Annotated in this window: 15 protein-coding genes; 11 read left to right on the top strand and 4 right to left on the bottom strand. The window is 36.3% G+C overall.

The annotated features are described in order from the left end of the window. Positions 1-187: 187 nt before the first annotated feature. The gene (locus tag R4Z09_RS27735) at positions 188-1651 is read left to right on the top strand and encodes an aldehyde dehydrogenase (RefSeq protein WP_338449895.1); all 1464 of its coding nucleotides are present in this window, start codon (positions 188-190) and stop codon (positions 1649-1651) included. Between the two features lie 194 nt (positions 1652-1845). On the opposite strand, the gene R4Z09_RS27730 is transcribed toward R4Z09_RS27735, so the two are convergent. The 3 genes from R4Z09_RS27730 to R4Z09_RS27720 form a co-directional block, all read right to left on the bottom strand. Then, positions 1846-2475 (bottom strand): trimeric intracellular cation channel family protein, encoded by a 630-nt coding sequence (locus R4Z09_RS27730; protein ID WP_338449894.1) that lies wholly within the window; start codon positions 2473-2475, stop codon positions 1846-1848. Between the two features lie 122 nt (positions 2476-2597). Continuing rightward, positions 2598-3833 (bottom strand): MFS transporter, encoded by a 1236-nt coding sequence (locus R4Z09_RS27725; protein WP_338449893.1) that lies wholly within the window; start codon positions 3831-3833, stop codon positions 2598-2600. 39 nt (positions 3834-3872) lie between these two features. Then, complete coding sequence (locus tag R4Z09_RS27720) at positions 3873-5090, bottom strand: amidohydrolase (RefSeq protein WP_338449892.1); 1218 nt, start codon at positions 5088-5090, stop codon at positions 3873-3875. Positions 5091-5237: 147 nt separating this feature from the next. Between R4Z09_RS27720 and R4Z09_RS27715 the strand changes: the two genes are divergently transcribed. The 7 genes from R4Z09_RS27715 to R4Z09_RS27685 all read left to right on the top strand — a co-directional run bounded on the left by R4Z09_RS27715 (position 5238) and on the right by R4Z09_RS27685 (position 15819). Next, complete coding sequence (locus R4Z09_RS27715; protein ID WP_338449891.1) at positions 5238-7055, top strand: helix-turn-helix domain-containing protein; 1818 nt, start codon at positions 5238-5240, stop codon at positions 7053-7055. Positions 7056-8092: 1037 nt separating this feature from the next. Further along, positions 8093-9100, top strand: coding sequence for an amidohydrolase family protein (locus tag R4Z09_RS27710; protein ID WP_338449890.1), 1008 nt, complete (start codon positions 8093-8095; stop codon positions 9098-9100). 16 nt (positions 9101-9116) lie between these two features. Continuing rightward, positions 9117-10097: a hypothetical protein gene (locus tag R4Z09_RS27705; protein WP_338449889.1), complete on the top strand. Its 981-nt coding sequence runs from the start codon at positions 9117-9119 to the stop codon at positions 10095-10097. 215 nt (positions 10098-10312) lie between these two features. Then, positions 10313-11434 (top strand): ABC transporter ATP-binding protein, encoded by a 1122-nt coding sequence (locus R4Z09_RS27700; RefSeq protein WP_338449888.1) that lies wholly within the window; start codon positions 10313-10315, stop codon positions 11432-11434. After that, a complete protein-coding gene (locus R4Z09_RS27695; RefSeq protein ID WP_338449887.1) occupies positions 11422-13176 on the top strand; it encodes an iron ABC transporter permease in 1755 nt (584 codons plus the stop codon). Before R4Z09_RS27700 ends, R4Z09_RS27695 begins: the two co-directional genes overlap by 13 nt. Positions 13177-13285: 109 nt before the next feature. Then, complete coding sequence (locus R4Z09_RS27690) at positions 13286-14782, top strand: sulfatase-like hydrolase/transferase (protein ID WP_338449886.1); 1497 nt, start codon at positions 13286-13288, stop codon at positions 14780-14782. Positions 14783-14916: 134 nt separating this feature from the next. After that, positions 14917-15819 carry a LysR family transcriptional regulator gene (locus R4Z09_RS27685; protein WP_338449885.1) on the top strand — a complete coding sequence of 301 codons (903 nt, stop codon included), beginning with the start codon at positions 14917-14919 and terminating at the stop codon, positions 15817-15819. A 147-nt stretch (positions 15820-15966) separates the two neighbouring features. On the opposite strand, the gene R4Z09_RS27680 is transcribed toward R4Z09_RS27685, so the two are convergent. Then, a complete protein-coding gene (locus R4Z09_RS27680; RefSeq protein ID WP_338449884.1) occupies positions 15967-17133 on the bottom strand; it encodes an acyl-CoA dehydrogenase family protein in 1167 nt (388 codons plus the stop codon). 670 nt (positions 17134-17803) lie between these two features. Between R4Z09_RS27680 and R4Z09_RS27675 the strand changes: the two genes are divergently transcribed. The 3 genes from R4Z09_RS27675 (at position 17804) to R4Z09_RS27665 (ending at position 21987) form a co-directional block, all read left to right on the top strand. Next, on the top strand, positions 17804-18934 hold the full coding sequence (locus R4Z09_RS27675; protein WP_338449883.1) for an ABC transporter substrate-binding protein: 1131 nt from the start codon (positions 17804-17806) through the stop codon (positions 18932-18934). Positions 18935-19097: 163 nt separating this feature from the next. Then, on the top strand, positions 19098-20366 hold the full coding sequence (locus tag R4Z09_RS27670) for a Rieske 2Fe-2S domain-containing protein (RefSeq protein ID WP_338449882.1): 1269 nt from the start codon (positions 19098-19100) through the stop codon (positions 20364-20366). A 40-nt stretch (positions 20367-20406) separates the two neighbouring features. Beyond that, positions 20407-21987, top strand: a complete 1581-nt coding sequence (locus R4Z09_RS27665; RefSeq protein ID WP_338449881.1) for a class I adenylate-forming enzyme family protein — start codon at positions 20407-20409, stop codon at positions 21985-21987. Positions 21988-22003 lie beyond the last annotated feature (16 nt).

Below are 22003 nucleotides of genomic sequence, written 5' to 3'. Positions count from 1 at the left end.
AATCTTCTTTAACCATCATCTTAATAGTAGACAGGTCAATATTGTGAACTAGCGTACACGCAATATCAATATGCACTTTAATGAACAAAAGCTTTTCTTAAAGTTTAGAAAATCAATCAATCAAATAATCTATTATTTTATTAATAGAGACATAGGGTTGATTCAAAATGTATAGGAGGATGATTAGATGAGTACACAAGCAAACTTAGTAAAATCCGTTGACAGTTTACACTTTATTAATGGGGAATATGTTCAGTCAATTTCAGGGAAGGTAAAAGCTAATATTAACCCTGCAACAGAAGAAGTGATCAGCCAAATTTCACAAGGTGGCCAAGAAGAAGTAGATACAGCAGTAGCAGCAGCTAAAAAAGCGCTAAAAGGTCCTTGGAAAAAGTTTACATTGGATCAAAGAATTGCGGTAATTCGTAAAATCGGGGATATTATTTTAGAAAGAAAAGACGAGCTTGCACAACTTGAATCATTAGATACAGGAAAACCAATTTGGTTGTCAACTGCCGTTGATATTTCTAGATCTGCCTATAACTTCCATTTCTTTGCAGACTATTTACGTTCTGTAGGAACAGAAGCATATGAAACAGATGATACAGCTATCAACTATTCCGTTCGTCGTCCAGTTGGAGTTGTTGGGATCATCAGTCCTTGGAACCTGCCTTTATTATTAATGACTTGGAAACTTGCACCAGCACTTGCAGCCGGTAATACGGTTGTAATCAAGCCAGCAAGCTTAACTCCGACAACGGCAACTGTGATTGGGGAAATTTGTAAAGCAGCTGGCGTTCCAGATGGCGTAGTGAATATCGTAAATGGTTCTGGCGGTGTGGTAGGTACAGCACTTACAGAACATAAAGATGTTGATGCGATTACGTTTACTGGTGAAACATTAACTGGTCAAACTATTATGAAATCAGCAGCTAATACATTGAAAAAGCTTTCTTACGAGCTTGGAGGAAAGAATCCAAATGTTATCTTCGCTGATGCTGACCTTGATGAAGTCATTGAAACAACGTTAAAATCAAGTTTTATTAACCAAGGGGAAGTTTGCCTTTGCGGTTCTAGAATCTATGTAGAACGTTCTGCATATGATGAATTTATTGAAAAATTTGTAGCAAAAACGAAAGAATTAGTCGTTGGAGACCCATTCGATCCACAAACAAAAGTAGGGGCATTGATCAGTAAAGATCACTATGAGCGCGTTCTAAGCTATGTTGAGCTAGCAAAAGAAGAAGGTGGAGAAGTTCTAACTGGTGGTAAACGTCCTGAAGGCCTAGAAAAAGGTTATTATTTAGAGCCTACGATTATTACTGGTCTTGACCGTAATTGCCGTGTTGTGAAAGAAGAAATCTTTGGACCGATTGTAACAGTCATTCCATTTGACACAGAAGAAGACGTACTTGATCAAGTAAATGATACAGAATATGGATTAAGTGCATCGATTTGGACAAATGACCTACGCCGTGCTCACCGTGTAGCAAGAGAAGTAGAAGCCGGAATTATCTGGGTAAATACATGGTTCCTTCGCGATCTTCGTACACCATTTGGCGGAATGAAGCAAAGCGGTATTGGCCGTGAAGGCGGTATTCACAGCTTTGAATTCTATTCAGAACTATCTAATGTTTGTATTAAATTATAAAAATTAAATGGAACAGGGGGACAGGCACCTAGACCCAGAGTCATGGTGTCTGTCCCCTCGACCCAAAAGTAAGTATATAATAGAAAAGACATAAAAGGGTTCCTCCAAGTTATAATTGGAGGAAAACCTTTTGTGTCTTTTTTTTATTTTTCTCTCTTAAACAGACGTTTGATTAAATTTCAGCTTTTTTGCTGCTAAATCATTTGTTTATAAGACACCTGATTATCCTTAACGGAACGATAAGGTAATTTCCAGTTATAAAAAACAGTTAAAATCCGCAGAACAACTATTATACTGAACAATAGATATAATTGCCATGGATGAGTTACAAGTCCCATTCCAATCACTAGGCCTCCTAGCATGGCCCAAACACCATATATATCTGCTTGCAATAATAATGGTTTTCTTCCAGCTAATAAATCACGAACCATTCCGCCGCCACCACCCGTTAAAAGAGCAGCAACGATAACAGCAATGATTGGATGGTTCATTTCGGTTGCATAAAGAGCACCTTGAATCGCAAATGCGGCCAGCCCTACAGCATCTGTATAGAGTTCCCATTTTCTCCACTCTTTTAAAGTGCGTTTTGGAAATATGAATACAATTGTCATGGCGATAATTGCCATTAAAAAAAGCAGTCCTTGTTCCCATAAGGCGGATATAGGTACTCCGATTAAAAGATTACGAATGGCACCGCCGCCAAAGGCTGTGGCTAACCCTAAAATATAAACTCCTAAAATATCATATTCTTCTTCCATCGCTACGATGGTGCCGCTTATGGCAAACGCAATCGTTCCGATAATATTGAAAATTTCCCACATCAAACCTGTATCATCCTTCCTACTATTGCTCATACATTTCAAAGTCTATCTAAATGTTTGACAGTATCATTTATATTTCAAAAAAGACCAAAGCCATGGATGCCTTGATCTTTTTTGCGTAAATATTAAACACTTTTTTCAATCGGCATATCTTGATTTCTTTTAGAAGAATGAGATAGTCTAGCAGCCGCTAAGATGGTAAAAGTGGCGCAAACGATTAAATATATAAAAGCTGCTGTATATGATCCATTAAATTTTCCAATTAACATACCCATAACGGTCGGAGCCAGCAGCGCTCCTATCATACCCCCGAGATTAATAAATCCGATAGAAGAACCGATGACGTTTTTCGAAAATACTTGATGAGGCATGGCCATAATGATGGCAAATACAAGGCCATGGAAGGTTGTACATAATGCTTGATACGTAATGACCAAACTAACTGATGGAGCGTTGAATAACAAATATAAGAACAAAATCGCTAGAAGGGAAAATACGGGTGCATAGTACTTTTCTCTCCCATTAAAATGCTTTTGATACAGCCGTCCTCCAACAATTGTTCCAATCGCCCCTGTAAGTGCCGGCACGGAAGTCAGCATTCCCATTGCCAAAAGATTAAGACCTCTTTCCTCTGTCAGATAAAGAGGCATCCACGAAATTAATCCCCAAATTAAGGTGCTCATTCCAAACCACATAATGGCAAGCTTCCACAGTGTTGGATTTTTCATCAAGTCTTTAAAGGGAACTTTTTTTACAGCTTCTTTATCATCACTTTCACTCTGCATGTTTTCAGGTTTCAGGTAGCGCCATAGCAGCCAGGCTACGATTATGCCAAGGGCACCGATGGCGAAAAAGACATTTCTCCAGCCGATCCAAACTAATAAAGGCGTGGCAATTAAAGGAGCAATGACCCCTCCAAGCGAATTCGATGACATCATAATCGTTTGTGCTCCGGAGCGCTCTTGTTTTGGAAAACTGTCTGCTATCGCTTTAGAGCTTGCAGATGGATAGCCGCCTTCTCCCAAACCAAATAAAAAGCGTATGAAAATCATCGAAATAAGCGACCCAGCAAAACCAGTTAACACCGTAAAGATTGACCAAAAGATGATGGAAATAGCTATAATTTTTCTGGAGCCAAATTTATCTGCCAGCCAGCCGCCGGGAACTTGCATTAATGCATAACCGGCAAAAAAACTGCTGAGTACGACCCCAAGAGCCGCTGGACTTAGATCAAATTCTTTGGCAATTTCCACGATCGAGACATTCATGGCCATTCGATCGAGATAGGACAAACACCATCCTAAAAAAAGCAATGCAAGAATTATATGTTTCTTGTTTTTTCCTTTTGATAACTCATTCATAAAACCATTCTCCTTCCGAATACGGGTTATTAAGTAAGATTAAACAGATTGGATGATCTTTTTATTTGAATCCTGTATGCTTGGACTGTTCAAGTAATCAAAGACGAGTGAGATAAACATTTTTCCGATCTGAAGCATACTGCGTTCATCTACATCAAATTTAGGATGATGATGAGGGTAAGTTGCCTGAATCTCTGAATTCATGCCTCCTACTAGGAAGAAGGCTCCTGGTCGTTCGATGACATAGTAGGCGAAATCTTCCATGGCCATTTGTAAAGGAACTTCTGAAACATTTTCTTTTCCAGCAACCATCTCAGCCACCTGTTTTACACGCTGCGCTTCCTGTGGATGATTCCAAACGGAAGGATAGCCATATTCGTATTCTACTTCACATTCTGCCCCCGCCATCTTACAAGCCGATTCAGCAATGTTCTTGATATTCTTTTCCGCTGTCTCTCTTGCTTCTTTAGAAAATGTTCGAACTGTTCCTGACAATATCGCTTGATCAGGGATGATATTATAACGATCTCCTCCTTGGAACGAGCAGACGGTCACCACAGTTGGATCTGTCGCATTGATGCGGCTTGCTGCAATGTGCTGGAGATTCATGACAATCTGGCTTCCCACAAGGACTGGGTCAATCGCAAGATGCGGCATAGAGCCGTGACCGCCTTTTCCCTTGATCCGGATTTCAAACTTGTCACCAGCAGCCATCAAATACTCCTCCCTATAGCCAATCTGTCCAACGGGAATAGTGGAAAGTACATGCGCTCCATAAACGACGTCGACCCCATCCAAACATCCGTCTTCAATCATTGCTTTAGCACCGCCGGGAATGACTTCTTCGGCAAACTGGTGAATAAACAGTACATTCCCTGCGAGATCTGCTTTTACTTTACTGAGTGCATAGGCAGTTCCAAGAAGAGCTGCTGTATGAATATCATGACCGCATGCATGCATAACACCAGGAATTTTGGATTTGTAAGGAACCTCTTTTTGATCCTCAATTGGAAGCGCATCAAAGTCCGCGCGAAGTGCAACCGTTTTTCCGGGTTTTCCTCCACGTAATAAAGCCGTAACTCCCCGGCCTCCTACTCCGGTTTTTACTTCCAAACCACAATCCTTTAAGAATTCTGCAACCATCGCTGGGGTTTTTATTTCTTCAAACGACAATTCTGGATACATATGTAGATTTCGGCGAATCGAAACAAGGTCTTCGAATTTATCCTCCAATTGTTTCCATGCTATATCTTTCATTACAATCTCACCTTTCTTTGAAAATGTTTTAATTAAATAACTTTTCCTAATTTACTAAATATTATAAAATATTTAGTAAACAAACAATGTGGAATGACACAACGTTTTTCTAATAAAAATGTTGAGTTCAACATAGGGGGAAGAATATTGAAAGAGGAAACACAGCTTCATCATTTAGATCAGGATGCGTTAAGGGTACAGCATGACATGGAAATCCTTATGGAAAGCTTTCGGGTCATCACCTCAACTCTAGAATTAGATGAAGTACTGAAGAAAATCATGCATTACGCAATTGCTATCTTTAGATCCACAGACGCTGGGTTCATCCAACTTTTTGATGAGCATTCAAAGAAGTTAGTCATCAAGTCATACGTCGGATTTAATGAGCAAATACGTTCCTTTAGGGTAAGTGTCGGCGAGTCCATTGTTGGGAAAGTCTATAGAGATGGCTGTGTTCGATTGATTGGAACGACGAAAGAAATTTATGAAAGTATGGAAGGTCTAAGTGAGGATAATTACAATATCTTACACGTTGCAGGAGCATCTGAAAGAACGATTAAATCTCTTTTGTCTGTACCTATTATGTTTGGGGATATACGAATTGGTGTGATGACTCTTCATCGCTTTGATAGGGAAGAGATGCCTAGTGAAAGAGATCTTTTGCTGCTTCAGAGTTTTGCTTCTCAAGTTGCTGTAGCGATTCATAATGCCCAGCTTCACGAAGAGGTTCAGAAAAATCTAGGGGAAGTCACTCATTTATTAACTAAGCTTGAAGATACAAATGGGATTTTGATGCAGAGGACTGAAATACATAACCATCTGACACGGTTATCGATAGAAAACAGAGGGTTGAAATCCATCATTATAGAAATGAATCATTTAATGGAAAAGACGATTATTTATGCGGATTACCTTGAGGTTAAGTGTTATCCTGGTGATCATTCTACCTTTGAAAAAGTAATTGCGGATCTATTTGTTCTTTTTCGTACGAAAACAAAGCCAGCTTATGTTTCCATTTCTGATTATGTTGATCTAACCTGTTATGTACATCCTATCCGATCGGGAGCGGTTTTTTTAGGCTGCCTGATTATAGAGGGAGACGGGCCCTTATCTCCGACCGATCGTCTAATTATTGAACAGGGTGCTCCTATCCTCGCTCTAGAAATTATGAAAATCAGATCAAGAACCGATATTTTATATCGAAAAACCTTTGAAAAGTATCATGAATTCTTGAAAATTAAAAATCCTCTTCAAGCCGAAATAGCAGCAAAGGATTTAGGCATTGATACTCAGAGCTTTATTCAAACCGTAATCATTGAATTATCCGGTAATGTCGATCCACATGCACTTGAAAATGACACTCAGTCCTTTCTAACTCGTCTCAAACAAATCTTATCAGTGGAAAACAGCCTTTTATTTAGTTATAACAACAAAATTATCATTTTTTCCACTACCAATCATGAAGGAGAGCAAACGAGATTCATCAAAGTGATTACGGACAGCATCGATTGGTGGAACAAAAGAAATACAATAGAGGCCCGAGCAGGAGTTAGTACAGGGCTATACTATCCTGGGCAAGCGGAGGAAAATCATAATAAAGCCGAACAAGCCCTTCTTCATTTGAAAAAACAAAATAAGAAAGGGATTTTCCATTTTCGTGAAATGGGGATCGGCCGTCTTTTTTTACATCATCAATCAAGTGAGATCGAATCATTCCTAGCCGAAACCTTTTCCCTTTTATGGTCCGATGAGGAGAAATATCAAGAACTTCTGTACACTCTTATTAGCTACGTCCATAATAATGGCTCCATGGCGGTTACAGCCAAAGGGCTCCATATTCACCCAAATACTCTATATCATCGCATAAAAAAAATAGAGGAAATATTAAGAGTAGATTTTGACAATTATGAGGATTACTTGAAAATTCAACTTGCTGTCTACCTCTATAACAGTTTTTATAAATGATCTATTTTTTAAAAAACAAAATATTTTTAATTTATTTCGTATAAAGAAAACTTATTGTCGTGATAAAGGAGTAGATTAACTATTATAACAAGTATAAAGGATGCACATTTCTGCTTTTGCGGCTTTTTAAAGAATTATTTGGGTATTTAAAATTCTGTTTAATTATCATAGCTGACAGGCTAACATTGTGGGTGGCCTCCTATACAATCAATATATGTAATGTTAAATAGGCTTTCCTCCTTAGGATTAAAATACGTAATCGTTCCTAACGTATCTATTACTATTACACTGGAGAGAGGAATGTATTTTTTAGGTGCAAAGTTAATGCCATGCTTGGTGCCCAAATTTTAAAAATTACTTTTCTCAAGAAAATACTAGAAGTCATGAAACCTTGATTTATTAATAATTGACGGCATATAAAGATACTAGGAAAACAGATTCTAGCAAACTTCAAAACCGTTTGTGACCTGCGTGCTAGGTCAGCTGGGTTCGATTCCCAGGCGATCCCGCTAATACATATTATCAGACGTTATGTAGCGCGGTGAAATTATCTCTAGTTCCAATAACTCTTATGCCTTTTCCGCAACAAGGGCAGGGGGTTTTCTCCGCACCCCCTAACTAAAAACTACATTGTTATCAATTAGTTCATAATCTCATACAATAATCACAGTGATTTTATGTAGGACGTCTCCCGTATAGCTGTTAGCGCAGTTATACATAATGGGGGGCGTCTTTTCCTTTCTCCAGAATTAATTTAAGAAGTCATTATACTCGGCAAATTCCAGACAGGCAATATCGTCAACTTTCTGTCATTTTGGATTAGCAAAAACAGTATATTCCAACAAAATTTTAGTAGAGGGAATTTACGTAATAAACATATATAAAACATATGATATTTATATATTTTGAATATTTTACATATGGAGATACTGATGATAGATTGAAGATATAGAATATTCAAAAAATATTCAAAAAAGTTAAATGTACACCAATGAATATAATAGTTTCCATTCACTATAATAAGGGGTTGAGAAAAAATGATCATTGATATTCATGGACATGTTGTTGCACCACCGGAACTTTATGCATACCAATCAATATTATTATCTAGCAGAGGTTCTCATGGTAAAGGTAAAGTTGAGGTGGATGACGATACATTAATAAATACCGTCTGGAAAGCTAGACCAGGAACACCTAAGAAAACTCATATCGAATTATTGAATGAAGTAGGGACAACAATGCAATTTATATCGCCAAGACCATTTAGTGCAATGCATTCAGTTAAACCTGAAAAGATTATTCATTGGTATACGGAAGAGGCAAATAACCTGATTGCAAGAGTATGCAAACTTTTTCCCGGGAGATTCATGGGAATCGCTGGTCTACCACAGAGTATGGGGGGACCGATTGAAAATACTTTAGAGGAACTAGAACGCTGCGTTAAAGAATTGGGTTTCATTGGTTGTACTATCAACCCTGATCCGTATGAGGGATTGGGAACACCTCCTGGTTTAGGTGATGAATATTGGTATCCACTTTATGAAAAGCTAGTTGGATTAGATGTACCTGCTCTAATCCATTCGGCTGGTTGTATTTCAGAAAGAGAGAATTATAGCTTGCATTTTATTAATGAAGAAACGATTGCTGTAATGTCGTTATTAAATTCAAACGTTTTCAAGGATTTTCCTTCACTAAAAATAGTAATCTCTCATGCTGGAGGGGCAATTCCGTATCAATTTGGTCGATTTCAGGCGGCAAGTTATAGAGCAAATAAAGAACCATTTGAAGAAAGTATCAGAAAACTATATTTTGATACATGTTTATACACAAAAGACGCATTAGAATTGCTCTTTAAAATGGTAGGAACAGATAGATGTATGTTTGGTACGGAAAATCCTGGTAGTGGTTCTGCGGTGCATCCTAGCACTGGTCGATATATGGATGATACAAAACCGATAATCGAAAGTATTGAATGGTTGACGGATAATGATAAAAAGATGATCTTCTCCGAAAATGCGAAAAAAGTTTATAACCTAAATTTATAAAGGGAGTGAAGGAAGATTGGCTGAAATTATATATGGATTAGCAACATCCCATAGTCCTAATATTAGTACACCAGTAGACAAGTGGCATTTACATGTTGATAGGGATTATGCGAAAAAAGATCAACACTTTCGTGGAAAATATTATACATTTGAAGAATTAGTAGAACTTAGAAAGTCTGAGGACTTTCATTCGGAAGTTACAGAAGAAAAATGGAGTGAAAAGTATGACAGGTGGGAACATCTACTTCTTGAAATACAAGATGAATTAGTAGAAATGAAACCGGACATTTTAGTCGTGATTGGCGATGATCAACGGGAACTTTTCCTAGACGACGGAATGCCAACCTTTTCAGTTTTTTGGGGAGATAGTGTTCAAGTTGTTCCGAAAGAAAAACTACCTCCATCACTAGAACCAGCAAGATGGGCAAATTTTGGTGAAAAGGTTGAAGAATATCCATGTCACCCTGAACTAGGTGAGCATATTATCAGAAGTATGATGAAAGATGGCTTTGATGTCGCTCAATTAACACATCAGGCAGAGGGACGGGGAATCGGTCATTCTTATATTTTTACTCATGAGAGATTGATGAAAAAAAATCAAGACATCCCAATTGTACCTATTATGGTAAATACGTATTTCCCCCCAAATCAACCAACAATTGGACGCTGTTTTGAATTTGGAAGAGCATTGAGAAAGGCGATTGAATCATGGGAAAGTTCGAAAAGAGTAGCCGTTGTTGCATCAGGAGGTCTCAGTCACTTTGTTGTCGATGAAGAATTAGATCGAAAAGTATTGAAAGCATTACAAAATAAAGATATGGAATTGCTTTACTCCATTCCTGAAAACTATTTAGATGCAGGTACTTCAGAGATTCGCAATTGGATTGTTGGTGCAGGAGCTTTAGAACACCTTGAAATGAAAGTGTTAGATTATATCCCTGCATATAGAAGTAAGGCAGGAACAGGATGTGGAATGGGTTTCGTTTCTTGGAAATAAAATGATTATTAACGACTCTTTAAATGATTATATTTCGATCATTAAGAAAAGTAGATATAAAGAAAGTGCAAAAATAGATAAAAATGAATAGTCAACAATTCTTTCTTATCTGTGAAATTAATTCATTTGCGCTTTCCTTTTTTTATTTTTAATAGGCAATAAAATGTAAGTATTTCACAAGGAAATATGTTTAAACAGGGGATGGGGTTGAATTCATGTCGGTAGATACAATTTTAAAATTTGATCATGTTACAAAGATGTTTGGAGAAGACACAGCAGTAAATGAGGTGTCTTTTGAGGTGAAGAGTGGTGAATTTGTTGCTATATTGGGGCAAAGTGGATGCGGAAAAACAACAACATTGAGAATGATTGCTGGTCTAGAACGCTGTTCTTCGGGTGAAATTAGTTTTCAAGGAAAAGTCTTAGATAATCCAGACCGAAAAGTTTTCATCCCACCTAACAAACGTGATATGGGTATGGTTTTTCAATCGTATGCAATATGGCCTCATATGACTGTTTTTGAAAATGTCGCCTATCCGTTAAAAGTTAGAAGGTATGAAAAGGGAAAAATAAAAGAAGAAGTAGAACGTGTATTAGAGTTGGTTGGATTAAGTCATCTGGCAGATAAAAAAGCCACACAATTAAGTGGGGGACAGCAACAACGTGTTGCTCTTGCAAGGAGTTTAGTATTTCATCCAAAATTACTTTTGCTGGATGAACCATTTAGTAATTTGGACGCAAAGTTGCGCGAACAAATGAGAATTGAAATAAAAACGTTACAGGAAAGGTTAGGCCTAATGGTCATTTTAGTTACACATGACCAAGTGGAAGCACTTAGTTTAGCTGATAAAATTATTATGATGAATAAAGGTCGAAAGGACCAAGTAGGACCACCTAAGGAGCTATATGAAAAACCTAACACTGTTTTTGTTCGTGACTTTTTAGGGAGCACTTTAAAACTAAGAGTGAAAGTGAACGCTGTTAGGGGTAACGGGATGATTGAAATCAAACAAGAGAACGAAATAGGAGGTTACTTTGAAACGGCTGACCATCATTTAGTGGATCCGAAAGTTGGGGATGAATGTTTTATGGCAGTCCGTGCTGAATATATTAATATTCAACCAGCTGAAAATCAGATGAGTAAAGGAGATCATTCAGAGTTGCAATTTCACGCTCAAATTGAAAAGTTATTATTTATTGGAGACCAATATGAATCAATTATTAAAATAAGGAATGGTGATGAACATCACTTATTTTTACCGAAAACCAATGAATGGTATGAAGGTCAAGAAATAGTCCTAGGAGTGAAACGGGGGATTACAATATGGCCGAATTAAAAGAAGAAATAGAGTACAGCCTTCCTCAGCCAAAATCCAATTGGTTTACACCGACATATGAAGTATATTTTCAAGGTAAAAATTTATTTTATACCATTCTGCTTGCAGGATATGCTTTTTTAGTATTGTATCCGATTCTTCTGCTTTTTATTAATAGTTTTCGTGAGGGTGAATTGGGACAAGATGTGGGTTGGGGACTTACAAATTGGATAGAAGCTTTTTCTCATCCATCTCTACTATCTGCATTAACCAATACACTATCGATCACATTTACTGTACAGGCAATTTCTATCACGATTTCTGTAGTGATTGCCTGGATAATTGCCCGCACAGACCTACCTGGAAGAGGCTGGATAGAATTTAGTTTTTGGATTGTTTTTTTCATGCCTACACTTCCTTTGGTTCAGTCGTGGATTCTCTTATTCGATCCATACGTAGGTGTGGTAAATCAATTTTTTGCTTCGATTCCATTTTTAAGCTGGATTCAGTTTAATATTTTTTCCTGGGAAGGGATTGTATGGGTCCACCTAGTTACAGGAACTATTGCTGTTAAAGTAATTCTATTAACTCCTGCTTTCCGAAACATGGATAGTTCTTTAGAAGAAGCATCACGTGTGAATGGTGCTAATATGTTCACAACCTTTACGAAAGTAATAATTCCCGTATTATTACCTTCTATATTGATTGTTTTAATATTAGGTATCATTCGTTCTTTAGAAGCATTTGAGATTGAAATGATATTAGGTGGGCCAGAAAAAATTGATGTTTTCAGTACACAAATCTATCGAATGATCAATGATGCTAATCCACAGCATGGTGCAGCTACAGCATTGGCATCTGTCATTTTAACAATAATGGTTCCACTGATTGTGTTACAACAATGGATTACTAGGAGAGGTGGTCATGCGACGATAAGTGGGAAATTCAAAACACAGAAGTTTCAATTAGGAAAGTTCCGTTGGTTGGTATTTTCAATTATGTTAATTATTGTATTGATTATGACTGTTATTCCACTCCTTTCATTATTAGTAGGTACTTTTATGAGTATGTATGGATTTTTTAATATCGATAACGCATTTACACTTGCTAATTGGAATTTAATTCTAACTCGAGATACATTTTTACAAGCTTTAAAAAATACATTGTTTCTCGCGACATTGATGGCAATTATCTCGATGTTGTTATACTCCATAACTGCATACATTATAGTACGTACAAAATACGTTGGTAGAAATCTATTAGATTTTATTGTATGGGTCCCATATACAATTCCGGGTATTATTATTAGTTTAGGAATGCTTTGGTTGTTCTTAGGTACCAAAGTTTTTCAACCTTTGTATGGAACCATAGGGATACTGCTAGTTGCTTTAATCTTTACAGGAATTACTACAGGTATACAAATCATTAAATCCAATCTATTACAACTGGGGAATGAGTTAGAAGAAGCATCTTCGCTAAGCGGTGCTTCGTGGTGGTATACGTATCGCAGAATAGTGTTACCAAATATTGCACCAGCCATGATTGCAGTAGGGATATTCTGCTTTTCAATTGCAACAAAATCAACAGCAAGCATTGTGTTGTTGACAACAAATGATACAATGCCACTCTCTATATTGCAGTTAATGTATATGCTAGACGGTAGTTATGAAGCTTCTTCTGTAGTTGGTGTAATTATTATGGTCTTGACCATTGGGGTAGCTCTAATCGTAAGAGCATTAGGAGTAAATATGACTCCTAAATAAATTAACAACGCTTTCATTATGTTTATGGCAATGTGTGCCTATTTCATTACTTAATTCCTTCGTGGAGAATTCCTGCAGGAAAGGAGGGAGCTTTTAGGTGGTAAATCATTTGAAGCAACCAAATATTGTATTAATAACATGTGATCACCTAAGGGAAGATTTTCTTGGGTGCTCTGGCCACCCAATTGCTCAGACGCCCCATATAGATTTACTTTCTCGAATAGGCATGAGATTTACTCAAGCATATTCACCAACGCCAATCTGTATTCCTTCCCGTGCCACAATAATGACAGGACTAGAAGCTCATTCACATGGTATAAAAGAATACAAGGCCGGCTTTGAATTACCCGTTTCAGAAACACTCCCTAAACAACTTAGGGATGCTGGGTACCAAACAAAACTTATTGGGAAGAGTCATATGTATCCTGAGAGGTGTCATTATGGTTTTGATCAAATGTTATTGTGTGAAGAAGGTCGTCGCTTTGGAAAAGCATACGGAGAAAACAGAGGATATGATGACTATGAGCAATGGCTAACGGATCAAGGATATCCTGGGTTGGCTTTTGCACATGGAATATCCAATAATGAATATGCTATGTCTCCTTGGCATTTACCTGATCACCTCCATCCAACAGAATGGATTGGACAACAAACATGTAGAGAAATTAAGCACCGTGATTGGACGCGCCCTCAGTTTATTTGGGCATCTTTTACAGCACCGCATCCTCCTTTAACGCCTCTTATGAGGGATTTGTATATATATGATAAAGATGAGATGTTAGAGCCATATATTGGAGGTTGGACATCCGATTTCTCAGCCTATCATGACTTTAATTTATACAATTACAAAGATAACCATGGAAAAAAGCAGAAAGATTTGGCTTATCGTGCATTTTTGGCCCTAGTAACTCAAGTAGATAGACAAATTAATAGAATTGTAGGGACACTATTGGAAGAAAATCTGTTATCGAACACTTGGATTATATTTACTTCTGATCACGGAGACAGTTTAGGTGACCATTATTTATGGCAAAAGGCGAACTTTCTTAAAGGAGCTTGTAATGTTCCATTAATTAGCATTCCGCTTATAGATCAGGAATACCAACAAAAATACCTTGGTGAAGAATGGTATCCTGGAACTGTTTGCCGAGCACCTGTTGGTCTTCAGGATATCATGCCTACGTGCTTAGAAATTGGCAAGGCTACATGCCCAGAATTAGATGGGAAAAGCTTAATCCCATTATTGAAAAAGCAACAGGATAAGGTTCGTGAGGTTTTGTTTGGTGAGTTTGGGGCTGATGAGAAACGTAACTTTATGGTGTCAGATGGAAGTTGGAAATATATATGGTATGAACAGGATGGAAAAGAGCTGTTATTTAATATAAAAAAGGATCCCAATGAATTAGAAAATCTATCAACACATGAGCATTCAATGAAGAAGATGCCGAAAGAGAGATTGCTTCAAATATTAATAGGGAGAGATGACAAGGTTGTTAAAAATGGTGATTTAAGACCGTCCAATGTAAATCGATTTCAAACAACCACAGAAAAAGCAAAAAGGTATATTAATGAAGTTCTATTAAAACATCCTAAAGGTCTTCATTAATATAAAAATAACTCTTATTTAAGAAATTAATAATTCTTTATCGGTCTGGCCCCAAAAGGGTGAGACCATTTATTTATAGTAAGGATTTGGAATTTTTATATTAAAAATTTAAAACGGAGAAGAGGAAATTTATAATGGATTTACGACATCTTCGATACTTTTTAACTATTGCAAAAGAGAAACAGATAACAAGAGCAGCTAAAAAACTTAATATGGCACAACCCCCGCTTAGTCAACAATTAAAACAAATGGAAGATGAGCTTGGAGTTGAGCTTATTGAACGAAATGGGAGATCGATTGAATTAACACATGCTGGAAAACTTTTTTATAAACGTGCAGAAGGTATTATCAATCAAATGGAAGATACGATGCGTGAAATAAAAGAGACTCGTGAAGGATTAAGGGGAGAATTATCATTAGGAGCTATGAGAATTTCTGCAACGACATTCTTTTCAAAAAAAATCTATGAATTTAGAGAAAAGTATCCTCATGTTACATATAAAATAATAGGAGGGGATCCCTTTCAAATTGCAAAAAATTTAGAAGAACGGGTAATTGAAATAGGAATTATTAGGCCCCCGGTAAAGTTTGAAATAGATGTCAATATAAAAGAGCTAAAGGCAGAACCATATGTTTTAGTTATCCCTAAAAAATGGGGGGAATTTAATGGGAGAACTTCCATTACATTGAAGGAATTGGATGATATGCCTTTGATGTTAATCCATCGAAACAATGGCGAAGGCGCCTATGAAGCAATCATTAATAATTGTTTGAAAGTAGGTGTTAAACCTAATATTATTTGTGAATGCCCAGATTCATTTGTGTTGCTCTCATTTGTAGTTACCGGAATAGGAGCTACTATTTTGCCATCTTCTAGTCTCCACTTTTTTCCTAAGGAAGAAATTCAGGTGTTAGATATAAGTGATTCAGAGTTACAAGCAGAATCGTTATTAATTTGGTCTAAAAAGCGTATGTTGTCAAAAGTTGCAAGTAGATTTATTGAGGAATTTTCTTTTGTAAATAAAATTAGTAAATGATATATATAATATATGAATCTAACCAGTATCTAATTCGTTAGCTAACTAAAACATTTTTTACTAGATATTAATAACAAAGGAATTTTTTTAGGCTTTCTCTCTAATATTTAAGAGGGAAAGCCTTTTGTGTAAATTCACAGCAATAATTTATGAGAAGCTCCCGACCTTTACTTTTTCTGATAATAAATTACGCGCAATTGTACGTTTTAATATTTCATCTGTACCTTCAAATACACGGTATTTTCTAACGGAACGATACCATAATTCAATTGGAAGCTCCTTTGTTAAACCCATCCCACCGTGAATTTGTAAAATTCGATCAACAACCCGATTGACCATATTGGACCCATATAGTTTTGCAATTGTAGCATTATATTGGGGGGGCTTTCCAATGTCAGCAGTATAGGCTGCATTAAATACAAGCCACTTACTTGCTTCTATTTCTACCGCAGATTCTGCCAGCATCCACTGGATGGCTTGATATTCAGAAATAGGGTGATTAAAGGCGATACGTGTTTTAGAGTGATCAATCCCCATTTGTAACAATCTTTCTGCTATTCCAATAGCTCGAGCAGGAATGATGGTTCGTCCATTCGTAATCCATTTCATGCCGAGTTCAAAACCATGTCCTACTTCGCCAAGGATGTTTTCTTCAGGGACCCGCACATTATCAAATATTAGGGAGGCTGGATCCCATCCATCAATCGTGTGAATATTTTCAGATTTCCATCCCATTTCCCGATCAACTAGAAAACATGTAACTCCGCCATGTCCACCTTTTCCTTTATCAGTTACAGCGAAAACGATTGCAAAATCAGCTTCATTTCCATTCGTAATAAAGATTTTTTCTCCATTTATAATCCACTCATTTCCATCCTTTATTGCTGTTGTTTGAATATTTCTGGCATCGGATCCTGCACCAGGCTCTGTTAATGCAAAACAGGATAAACGATCCCCGTTAATAACTGGATATAAGTATTTATGTTTTTGTTCTTCATTGCAATGATATAGGATATTATCGGCATCTCCACCAAAATGAAAGGGGATAATCGTTTTTCCTAATTCGATGTTTATGAGAACTCTCGTAAGTAAATCTAAACCTGTACCACCATATTTTTCGGGTGTAGATAATCCCCAAAAACCTGCTTTTTTTCCTTTTAATTGGATTTCTTTATATCTTTCTTTTGAAATTCCTGTTTTACCCTCTCTTTCATTTCGGATAAATTCAAACTCAAGTGGGATTAACTCTTTTCGAACGAATTCTCTAACTGTTTCTTGAATCATTTTTTGCTCATCTGTTAATGTAAGTTGCATATTCTACCTCCATAAAATTACTAAATTTTAAATATTAAAAATATTGAAAATATTAAAACTATAAAGAGTTTAAACTACCTTGTACTATCGTTTTAGAGACGTTATAAATAAATTTTGTTTATCTCATGTCCGAACTTATTAGTATGTTGTATGTAAATTAATCATATCACCTACTAGATGTTAAAGACTAATATCCATATTATATATTCAATATATATATTAAATATGGCTCCTCGCTATTTTCTGTTTAAATCGCGCATTACTGCCTTTTTGAAGACTAGTATTTCTCCTTCTTCCCTACTCTTCATCACCTACTACTAACCAGATGATAGAGCGGGATTATCAAGAGGTTTGGTCTTGACGTGTTTTTAAACTAAAAGGTTTGGGGATTTAAGAGATAAAATACTAGTTTTTACTGTTATTCCATCTATTTTGTATGGGCCTAGAAAATAGATTGCCATGAAATGGCGAGTTTTGTAATGCCTTTAACATTTTTTCATAGAATTTTACGATAAATCTTAAATATATTAGATGACTGTTTATTTGTAATATATTTGTAATATTTATATATAAAATATATTTAATGTTTATTTTATAGATATTATACAGAATATACTTCACATGATAGACTTAACATTGTAAACATTCTGAAAATAAAAGGGGCGTAATAATGAAAAGAAAACGGTTCATTTTATTAGCAGTAATTCTACTACTTGTGTTTACAGCGTGTTCAAATCAACAAAAGACAGTAGAATCTCAAACAGACAAAGCATCAACAAAAGTAGATAGTAAGAAGGAGGCATGGGAACAAGAACTTTATGAATTGGCCAAAAAGGAAGGAAAAATTAGCATTGTCGGTTGGCCATCTGAAAACCGCGAAGCTCTATTGGAAGAGTTTGAAAAGGAGTATCCAGGAATTAAGGTTAATTTTATAGGAATGAGATATACAGATGCAATGGTAAAGCTTAGGGAAGAACAAAATAATGGAAAGTATCTAGCAGATGTTCAAATAGAAGGCTTGGCCGCACAATTTGATGATTTGAACAAATATATTGTCAATCCCGATATAAAAAATGATGATAATTGGCACGGCGGATTTGCAAAAGGTTTTGATGCATTAAAAGGTAGTAATTATGAAGGACAATATATCTACGGTGTCCAAGCATCACCTCAAATTTTAATTAATAATGATGTCATACCAGAAGGAGAAATAAAGACATTTGAGGATCTATTAAAATCAGAATATTCAGGAAAAATAGTTGGTTACGACTTCTCTATTAGGGGACAAAGTACGGTTACATTAACTGGTCTTGCACGTGCAAAAGGCGAAGACTTCGTCACGGAATTACTCGAAAAAGGAAAACCTGTAGTAGTTAAGGATCATCGTCAAATTGCCAACTGGTTTGCAACTGGACGATATCCGATTGTAATTGGTATTGATACAACTCAATTAGAAGAATTTAAAGAAAAGGGTGTTGTTAAAAATATTCAGACATTACGTGTGGAAAAAGCAAACACATATCAACCTTTTGCATTAGCGGTATTAAAAAACCCACCAAATCCAAATGCGACTAAACTATTTGTCAACTGGTATTTAAGTAAAAAAGGACAAGAAAAGTTTGTCGATTTAATAGGTATTTATCAAAGTCGAAGAACAGATGTACCAGAAGTGCAAAATGAATATACCATCCCTTGGTCACAAATCGAGCAAGAGAATGATGTTCCAATGACATCTGTAGAAGGCACAAAAACAGAAGATTGGGTACTGGAACAAGGTAAAAACTATAAAGCAGGTAATTAGGAACAATAGAATATCAATAAAGCAATGATTTCTACAGACTATTACAGAATAAATGTAATAAAGTTTTTGAAAAAAATGAGCCTAAATCCTGAAGAAGAATATGCAAGAATAGATCTTCAATGTATAGATAAAAAATGAAATAGATTAAGGAGGGAATTTTTAAATGTTAAAACCAGAAGATAATCAATTGTTGACAAGGACTAATTCAGGAACCCCGATGGGAGAATATTTTCGAAATCATTGGATCCCAGCACTTCATGTAGATGAATTACCTTTTCCAGATTGCCCTCCGGTAAGGGTGAAATTGTTGGGAGAATATTTAGTAGCCTATCGAAATACAGATGGTGAAGTAAATTTGGTTGAAGAGTTTTGCCCACATCGAAATGCATCCTTCTATTATGGAAGAAATGAAGAGAATGGAATCCGTTGTGTCTTTCATGGTTGGAAATTTGGTAAAGATGGAAAATGTGTAGAAATTCCATCGGAACCAAGTGAATCGAAGTTGAAGGATAAAGTATGTATAAAGAGCTATCCATGTAAAGAGTATGGTGGAATTATTTGGACATATATGGGAGTTGAAAAGGAACCACCTGAATTACCAGAATATGAATTTGGTAGAGTTCCTGATAATCACCGTCTGGTTACAAAGTGGCACCAAAAATGTAACTATGTCCAAGGGATTGAAGCCAATATGGATTCTAGTCATCTATCGTTTTTACATTCTGGTGGGTTTGATAAAATCAAGGATCTTTCCAATACTTTAAAAAGCAATACTGCCCCAAAAATTGAAGCACATAGAATGGATTATGGGTTGTTGATAGGTGCTGCCAGAGAGTTAGACGATGGAAATGTTTACTGGAGAGCTACCCATTATATTGCTCCGTGTTTAACACTTATTCCAAGAAGGGATAACCAACCAGCACATGCACAAGCATGGGTACCAATCGATGATGAAAATAGTATTGGATTTGCTATCACTTGGCATGAAACCCGTCCGCTATCAAATAGTGAAGTGACTGATTTGAAATTGGGTAATCAAATTCATCCTAAAATGAATCCAGGATCATTTACACCTGTCTACAACATGGAAAACGATTATATGATTAATCGAACGTTACAGGCATCTGGTGTTTCGTATACAGGGATTCCTGGTGTTGCCGCACAGGATGCCTCTGTAATAGAGAGTACTAGAGGTATTCCTGATCGAACACGTGAATATTTAGGAACAAGTGATATTGCAATTATTCAAATGAGAAGATTCCTAATGGATGGGGCCCGTAATTTCGAAAATGGGGAAGACATTCAAAGACCTGATAGTAAAAAAATAGCGAAACTAAGAAGCAATGCAGTCACTCTACAAAAAGGAGTGGATTTCAAACAAGGATTAAATGAATCTTTAGGAATTAATACTTTGGTAGAGGAATTGAAATAGAGGTATGAGAGAATCAGGTATCAATGAAAGGAGAAAATGAATGCTATCTTCCTGTTATGGCTTGTCTATAGGAGAATTATTAGAAAGAGTGAATGAGTCATCGCCTGAGAAAGAAGCAGTCTATGATGGTGTAAGGCGATTATCATATAAAGATCTATTAAATGAATCGAATAATTTAGCTTCTGGATTGGCCCAAATTGGCATACAGAAGGGCGACAGGGTGGCTATTTGTTTACCAACGTGGTACGAATTCATAACGATCGTATTCGCAGTAGCAAAAATTGGTGCTGTGGTCGTACCGTTAAATACTCGTTACCGCGAAAATGAGGCAGAATATATCCTTAAAGATTCTGGTGCAAAAGTAGTGTTTTTTACAGAGACAGCTGATAAAGTCAATCACCTAGCACAATTCCTATCTATTAAAAAACGTAATCCTGCAATTCAACAATTGATTTCAGTGCGTTTTGAACATGAGGAATTAATGAGTTATCAAGAAATGCTAGAGATTGGCAATTCACTTAAATATTCTAGTCCATCTATTAATGTAAAGGAAGATTTATTTTGCATTGTATATACATCAGGTACAACGGGAACACAAAAGGGCGTGATGATAACCCATGATAATATGCTAACGGTCGGTATTAACAGTTATGAAGTTAATGATATGCAAAAAGATGATGTTATTTTACACGTTGCACCATATTTTCATGTAATGGGGCTAGGTGCAATTGTTCGTTTGGTTCTTTATGAAGTGAAGGCAGTTATTCTAGAAACTTTTAACGCAAAAAAAGTTCTTCAATTAATCGAACAAGAAAAAATTACGGTTCATGTTGGAGTACCGTCCATGTATATTCTAGAATTGAAAGAACTAACAGCACACCCTTATGATTTAACTTCTTTAAGAAAGGCTTTTATAGCCGGGGCGCCGTGCCCGGTGGAAACGATCAGAAGAGTAAAAAAAGAGATGAATTGCGTTGTGCAAAATAGTTACGGAATGACGGAAACTTCACTTGGACTAACGTATACCAATTTTGATGATGATGATATTGTTCACGCAGAAACAGTTGGAAAGGCAATACCAGGAGTGGAATTAAAAGTAGTAAATGATAGTCGTAGGGAAGTACCGATCGGAGATATTGGAGAACTTGCATGTAAAACACCTGGTTTAATGAAAGGATATTATAATTTGCCAGATAAAACTAAGGAAGCGATTGATGAGGATGGTTGGTTCTATACAGGTGATTTGGTTTCAATTAATAAAGATGGTTATGTGAAAATTGTAGGGAGGAAGAAAGACATGATTATTCGTGGGGGATACAATATTTACCCTACAGAAATCGAAGAATTGTTTTATTTGCATCCCTCTATAATTGAAGCGGCTATTGTTGGATTACCTAATACAGTTCTTGGAGAAGCATCTTGTGCAGCGTTAGTAGTGAAAGAAAATAGTAAAGAAACTATAGAGGATTTTGAAAGATTTATTAAGGATAAAATTGCCGATTATAAAAAACCAGATCATATAGTCTTATTAAAAGAACTACCAAAAACAGCATCTGGTAAGGTAAAAAAACATGTTTTGAAGGAACAAATTGTTAATGAGAGATTTATAACATTAAGGTAGCTCTAAGGTTTATATT

The sequence above is a fragment of the Niallia oryzisoli genome (assembly GCF_036670025.1).
In the GTDB taxonomy this organism is placed as follows: Bacteria; Bacillota; Bacilli; order Bacillales; family Cytobacillaceae; genus Bacillus_BD; species Bacillus_BD oryzisoli.
This window is presented reverse-complemented; position numbering and strand designations above follow the sequence as displayed.

Coding starts and splice junctions, on each gene's coding strand:
- R4Z09_RS27685 (WP_338449885.1), top strand. CDS start 14,917: ATGGATTTACGACATCTTCGATACTTTTTAACTATTGCAAAAGAGAAA.
- R4Z09_RS27675 (WP_338449883.1), top strand. CDS start 17,804: ATGAAAAGAAAACGGTTCATTTTATTAGCAGTAATTCTACTACTTGTG.
- R4Z09_RS27670 (WP_338449882.1), top strand. CDS start 19,098: ATGTTAAAACCAGAAGATAATCAATTGTTGACAAGGACTAATTCAGGA.
- R4Z09_RS27665 (WP_338449881.1), top strand. CDS start 20,407: ATGCTATCTTCCTGTTATGGCTTGTCTATAGGAGAATTATTAGAAAGA.
- R4Z09_RS27695 (WP_338449887.1), top strand. CDS start 11,422: ATGGCCGAATTAAAAGAAGAAATAGAGTACAGCCTTCCTCAGCCAAAA.
- R4Z09_RS27700 (WP_338449888.1), top strand. CDS start 10,313: ATGTCGGTAGATACAATTTTAAAATTTGATCATGTTACAAAGATGTTT.
- R4Z09_RS27720 (WP_338449892.1), bottom strand. CDS start 5,090: ATGAAAGATATAGCATGGAAACAATTGGAGGATAAATTCGAAGACCTT.
- R4Z09_RS27735 (WP_338449895.1), top strand. CDS start 188: ATGAGTACACAAGCAAACTTAGTAAAATCCGTTGACAGTTTACACTTT.
- R4Z09_RS27725 (WP_338449893.1), bottom strand. CDS start 3,833: ATGAATGAGTTATCAAAAGGAAAAAACAAGAAACATATAATTCTTGCA.
- R4Z09_RS27680 (WP_338449884.1), bottom strand. CDS start 17,133: ATGCAACTTACATTAACAGATGAGCAAAAAATGATTCAAGAAACAGTT.
- R4Z09_RS27710 (WP_338449890.1), top strand. CDS start 8,093: ATGATCATTGATATTCATGGACATGTTGTTGCACCACCGGAACTTTAT.